Source organism: Streptomyces sp. RP5T (genome assembly GCF_003933965.1).
Lineage (GTDB): Bacteria > Actinomycetota > Actinomycetes > Streptomycetales > Streptomycetaceae > Streptomyces.
Map to the genome: position 1 here is coordinate 1 of NZ_RSAJ01000591.1, position 5,038 is coordinate 5,038.

At 71.5% G+C, this 5,038-nt stretch carries 6 protein-coding genes and 2 pseudogenes; 4 read left to right on the plus strand and 4 right to left on the minus strand.

Annotated features, from left to right (window positions below):
* Positions 1 to 201 (minus strand): annotated as a pseudogene (locus EHS43_RS37040) (adenosylcobinamide kinase/adenosylcobinamide phosphate guanyltransferase); the annotation flags it as partial.
* A gap of 152 nt (positions 202 to 353) precedes the next feature.
* On the opposite strand from EHS43_RS37040, the gene EHS43_RS37045 reads away from it, so the two are divergent.
* Entirely contained in the window at positions 354 to 569 is a 216-nt protein-coding gene (locus EHS43_RS37045) for a hypothetical protein (RefSeq protein WP_037719591.1), read from the plus strand.
* A 43-nt stretch (positions 570 to 612) separates the two neighbouring features.
* On the opposite strand, the gene EHS43_RS37050 is transcribed toward EHS43_RS37045, so the two are convergent.
* The 3 genes from EHS43_RS37050 to EHS43_RS37060 all read right to left on the minus strand — a co-directional run bounded on the left by EHS43_RS37050 (position 613) and on the right by EHS43_RS37060 (position 3,224).
* On the minus strand, positions 613 to 1,704 hold the full coding sequence (locus EHS43_RS37050; RefSeq protein ID WP_125195014.1) for a S1C family serine protease: 1,092 nt from the start codon (positions 1,702 to 1,704) through the stop codon (positions 613 to 615).
* A 57-nt stretch (positions 1,705 to 1,761) separates the two neighbouring features.
* On the minus strand, positions 1,762 to 2,463 hold the full coding sequence (locus EHS43_RS37055; protein WP_125195015.1) for a bifunctional 2-polyprenyl-6-hydroxyphenol methylase/3-demethylubiquinol 3-O-methyltransferase UbiG: 702 nt from the start codon (positions 2,461 to 2,463) through the stop codon (positions 1,762 to 1,764).
* A gap of 83 nt (positions 2,464 to 2,546) precedes the next feature.
* On the minus strand, positions 2,547 to 3,224 hold the full coding sequence (locus EHS43_RS37060; protein ID WP_185806572.1) for a DUF3043 domain-containing protein: 678 nt from the start codon (positions 3,222 to 3,224) through the stop codon (positions 2,547 to 2,549).
* A 202-nt stretch (positions 3,225 to 3,426) separates the two neighbouring features.
* Here EHS43_RS37060 and EHS43_RS37065 point away from each other — a divergent pair, with 202 nt between their 5' ends.
* The 3 genes and pseudogenes from EHS43_RS37065 to EHS43_RS37075 form a co-directional block, all read left to right on the plus strand.
* Positions 3,427 to 4,221 (plus strand): PspA/IM30 family protein, encoded by a 795-nt coding sequence (locus tag EHS43_RS37065; RefSeq protein WP_125195017.1) that lies wholly within the window; start codon positions 3,427 to 3,429, stop codon positions 4,219 to 4,221.
* 22 nt (positions 4,222 to 4,243) lie between these two features.
* Positions 4,244 to 4,522, plus strand: a complete 279-nt coding sequence (locus EHS43_RS37070; RefSeq protein WP_125195018.1) for a hypothetical protein — start codon at positions 4,244 to 4,246, stop codon at positions 4,520 to 4,522.
* Positions 4,523 to 4,706: 184 nt separating this feature from the next.
* Positions 4,707 to 5,038, plus strand: a pseudogene (locus EHS43_RS37075) (two-component sensor histidine kinase); the annotation flags it as partial.

Sequence of the window (5,038 nt, forward strand, 5' to 3'; positions counted from 1 at the left end):
CCGTACGCCCGCGAGTGAATGTCCCGCGCGGGCGGCGGCGAACGCGGCCCCGGGGGTCAGGTCGAGCAGCAGGGTCCCGCCGATGAGCACGGCGGTGGCGGCCCGCGCGTCGGCGCCGAGCGCGGTGGCGCAGGAGGCGCAGGGGCAGAAGGGCCGGGGGAGGCCGGCGGGGGCGCCGGTGCCGAGCAGTGTCAGTTCCACGAGACCGATTCTCGCCGGTGGTTGTCGATCCAGCGCGCGCAGAGGCGCTTTCACGGGGCGCGGGGCACCGCGCGAGCAACCCCCACCGGCCCGCGGTCCGCGAACTACCGCTTAGGGTGCTCTTCGTAACGGATCAAACACGGGAGGCTCACATGGCGACATGGACCTGGCGATTCGAGAAGGCCGACGGCGCGGAGACCGAGCCAGCCGTAGAGCCGGAGGAGTTCACCACCCAGGGCGACGCCGAGTCCTGGCTCGGTGAGTACTGGAAGCCCCTGCTCGCGGGCGGCGCGGAACAGGTGCGGCTGTTCGAGGACGCCACCGAGATCTACGGTCCGATGAGCCTGAAGGCGGCAGAGGAAGCGTGACAGGGCGGGGCGAGGGCCATGACGGAGTCCTCGCCCGTCCCCCTCACTGCTCGCCCAGCGTCACGTCCACCGTCCTCGCGCTGCCGTCCCGCGTGAAGGTCACCGAGGTCCGCTGACCCGGCTTGTCGGCGGCCAGCGCCTCGGCCAGCGACGTGATCGTGGTGATCGGGGTGTCGCCCAACTGCGTGATGACGTCACCCTCCTGGATGCCCGCCTTGTCCGCGGCCCCGCCGCTCTTGACCTGGACGACCGCGACCCCGGCGGGCTGGAGGCTGTCGTCGAGGACCGTCCGGCCGGCGATGCCGAGCGCGGCCCGGCCCGAGTCGGTGACCTTGCCGTCCTTGATGATCTGGTCGGCGACCGTCCGCACCATCGACGCGGGGATCGCGAACCCGATCCCGGGGGCCGCGCTGTTGCCGAGGTTGGGGTCGATCGCCGCGAGCGTCGGAATGCCGATGACGTGACTGTCCAGATCGACGAGGGCGCCACCGCTGTTGCCCGGGTTGATGGCCGCCGAGGTCTGCACCATGTTCGGGATCGTCGTCGTGGCCTCGCCGTCACCGCCGCCCTCGCTGACGGTCCGTCCGGTCGCCGAGACGATGCCCTGGGTCACGCTGGACGACAGCCCGAGCGGCGACCCCATGGCGAGCACGATCTGCCCGACCCGCACCTTGGCGGAGTCCCCGAAGACCGCCGCCCGCAGCCCGTTCGGCACCTTGTCCAGCTTGATGACGGCGAGATCCTGCTGGGGGTAGGAGTACACGAGCGTCGCGGTCAGCGGGCTCTCGCTGTTCGCCGTCGTCACCTTGAGGGTCTTCGCGTCCCCGACCACATGCGCGTTGGTGACGATGTGCCCCTTGCCGTCGTACACCACCCCGGACCCCAGATCGCCGCCGGCCTCGATCTGCACGACCGACGGCAGCACGTCCTTGATCACCTTCTGGTAGTCGAGCTGCAGGTCGCCGCCGTCGGCGGCGGGCGCGACCGCCTGCACGGCCTGCGTGGCCGTGGCCTCCGCGCGCCCGGAGGAACCGGAGCCGGCGGACCCGGACCCGGAGCACCCGGACAGGAGCACGACGGAACACACGAGCGCCGCCCACGGCAGCCGCGAAGCACGGGTACGCGAAGCGTTCATGCCCCGAGTCTCACGTCGGGGCGGATGCCGGGGCCTGCGCTGTTCGCCCGAACGGGCTCAGCCCCGCACCCCGCACAGATGCAGCAGCGCGGCGATGCCGCGGTAGGGATCCGTCCGCCCGGCCCGCTCCTCGCAGGCCAGCAGCGCCTCCACGTCGGCCGGCAGGGCGGTGTCGTCCGCCGCCGTGTCCGTGAACACCCGCACCCCGTACCAGGCCTGGAGCGGCGCCCCGATACCGGCGAGCGTCGCGGTCAGCGTGCTCAGCCGGTCGGCCCGCACGTCCAGGCCCAGCCGGTTGCGGTACGCGGTGGAGTCGAAGGCGTCCAGCGCGCCGGCCCAGTCCGCGGCCAGTCCCGGCCGCATCGCCAGCGCGTCACCGTTGCGCACGAGCAACGACAGCAGTCCGCCCGGGGCCAGCATCCGCGCCAGGCCGGCCAGCAGCGGGTCCGGCTCCTCGACGTACATGAGCACGCCGTGGCACAGCACCACGTCGAAGCTGCCCGGCAGGAAGTGCACGCCGGTGTCCCGGCCGTCGCCCTCGATGATCCGCATCCGCTCCCGGATGCCCTCGGGCTCGGCGGACAGGGACTGCCTGGCCGCCGCGAGCATGGTGGCGTCCTGTTCGAGCCCGGTCACCTGATGACCGGCCCGGGCCAGCCGCAGCGCCTGCGTGCCCTGGCCCATCCCCACGTCGAGCACCCGCAGCCGCTGCCCGACCGGGTACCGGCCGACTATCTGCTCGTCGAGCTGCCGGGCCACCAGCTCCTGTCGTACGACATTCCGCAGCCCACCCAGCCTGCCCAGCCAGGCATCCGCCGCGCCCCCGGAGAAAGCTGTCGTACTCAGGGCCGCTCTCCGCGCTTGACCTGCGGCTTCGGCAGCCGGAGGCGACGCATCTGGAGGGAGCGCATCAGGGCGTAGGCGACCGCGCCCTTGCGGTTCTGGTCCGGGAAGCGCTCGGTGAGCCGCTTCCGCAGCCGGAAACCGGTCAGGATCGAGTCGAGCACGATCAGCACGATCACGACGAGCCACAGCAGCAGCGCGATGCTCTGGAGCGCGCCCACCTGCACCACGCTCAGCACGAGGATGACCACGGCCATCGGCAGGAAGAACTCCGCCACGTTGAACCGCGAGTCGATGAAGTCGCGGGCGAACCTGCGCACCGGGCCCTTGTCCCGCGCGGGCAGGTACCGCTCGTCACCGCCGGCCAGCGCCTGGCGCTGCCTCTCCAGCGCCGCCCGGCGCTCCTCGCGCTGGCGCTTGGCGGCGTCCTTGCGGGTCAGCGACGTGTTGGCGACGCTGCGGCGCTGGGACTGGGCCTCACTGCGCTTGGGCGTGGGCCGGCCCTTGGGGGCCTGCGGGTCGCGGGGCTGCTTGGAGTCGGTCAGCTGCGCCTTGTCGGCGACGGCGGCCTTCTCTTCCTTGGTGGCACGGCTACGGAACACAAAACCCAAGGGTAAGGGGTGTCCGGGGTTGGACCCCAGCCCGGTGGGGAACGATCCGGCAACACCAGTCGTCATGTAGGGGGACAGAGGGGACGTCCGGTGACTTGCTCACCCTGAAGGTCACCTACTCCTCACGCCGGAGCAGGGGATCGGTCAGTCGTCCTTGGGGATGAGCGCATCCGTCCCGGAACAGTGCGTCAATGGATGCAGGGCCCGTACTGTGGGTTCTGTCGCAGAGCTGAGCTGGAAGTCCGTCAGAAGGGGGCGCGCGAAGCCCATGAGCGGTGTCATGAAGCGTATGGGGATGATCTTCCGCGCGAAGGCGAACAAGGCCCTTGACCGGGCCGAGGACCCGCGCGAAACCCTCGATTACTCGTATCAGAAGCAGCTGGAGCTGCTCCAGAAGGTGCGCCGGGGCGTGGCCGACGTGGCGACCTCCCGCAAGCGCCTGGAGCTCCAGCTGAACCAGCTCCAGTCGCAGTCCTCGAAGCTGGAGGACCAGGGCCGCAAGGCGCTCGCGCTCGGCCGTGAGGACCTCGCCCGTGAGGCGCTGTCCCGCCGTGCCGCGCTCCAGCAGCAGGTGACCGACCTGGAGACCCAGCACTCCACGCTCCAGGGCGAGGAGGAGAAGCTCACCCTTGCGGCCCAGCGCCTCCAGGCCAAGGTGGACGCCTTCCGCACCAAGAAGGAGACCATCAAGGCGACCTACACCGCGGCCCAGGCACAGACCCGGATCGGCGAGGCCTTCTCCGGCATCTCGGAGGAGATGGGCGACGTGGGCCTGGCGATTCAGCGGGCCGAGGACAAGACCGCCCAGCTCCAGGCCCGGGCCGGCGCGATCGACGAACTGCTCGCCTCCGGTGCCCTCGACGACCAGTCGGGCATGCACAAGGACGACATCCAGGCCGAGCTGGACCGGCTCTCCGGTGGTACGGATGTAGAGCTGGAACTGCAGCGCATGAAGGCGGAGCTGGCGGGCGGCTCGTCCTCGCAGCAGCAGGCGATCGAGGGCGGCACCGGCCAGTCGCAGTCCCAGCAGCCGCAGGACACCCCGCGCTTCGACAAGCAGTAGGTCCCACGCCGAGGAGGGCGACATGATCGTACGGATCATGGGGGAGGGGCAGGTGAGGCTGGCCGCGAGCCACCTCGCCGACCTGAACAAGCTCGACGACGAACTGTTGGCCGAGGTGGAGAAGGGCGACGGCCCCGGCTTCCGCCGCACCCTCCAGGCCCTCCTCGCCCGGGTCCGGGAACTGGGCGTGCCGCTCCCGGACGACTCCCTGGAACCCTCGGAACTGATCCTCCCGTCCCCGGACGCCACCCTGGAGGAGGTCCGGGACCTGCTGAGCGACGACGGCTTGATCCCGGGCTGACGGTGCTTCCTGGACGCCGGTTCAGGACACACAGCCCGTCCGGCGTTTGAGGACGAGGCCCTTCGGGCCGACGGGGGTCTGGGGGGCGCAGCCCCCAGGGACGCGCGCCCACCACCGGCCGCAAGCCGGAAGGTCCAGGCAGCCCCCGGTCCAAGCGACGCAGGACCCCGTACCGTTGGCAGACGTGACCCCCCGGGACCGAGTACTCCGCCACCTCAAAGCACACCCCGTGGCGGCGGACGCCGTCCTCGCCACGGGCGTCCTCGTCTGCATGGTGGCCGGCTCCTTCGTGGACGCCCACGGCAACCACGACGTCAGCTGGAGCATCCGCACCCCGGCCCCCCTCAGCCTCGTCCTCATCGCGCTCGCCGCCGCGGCCCTGGTCTTCCGCCGCCGCGCCCCCCGCACCGTCCTCGCCCTCACCGGCACGGCCGCTGTCGTCGAGTCCGTCACCGGCGACCCCCGGGCCCCCGTCGCCATGGCCGCCGTGATCGCCCTCTTCACGGTCGCCTCCAC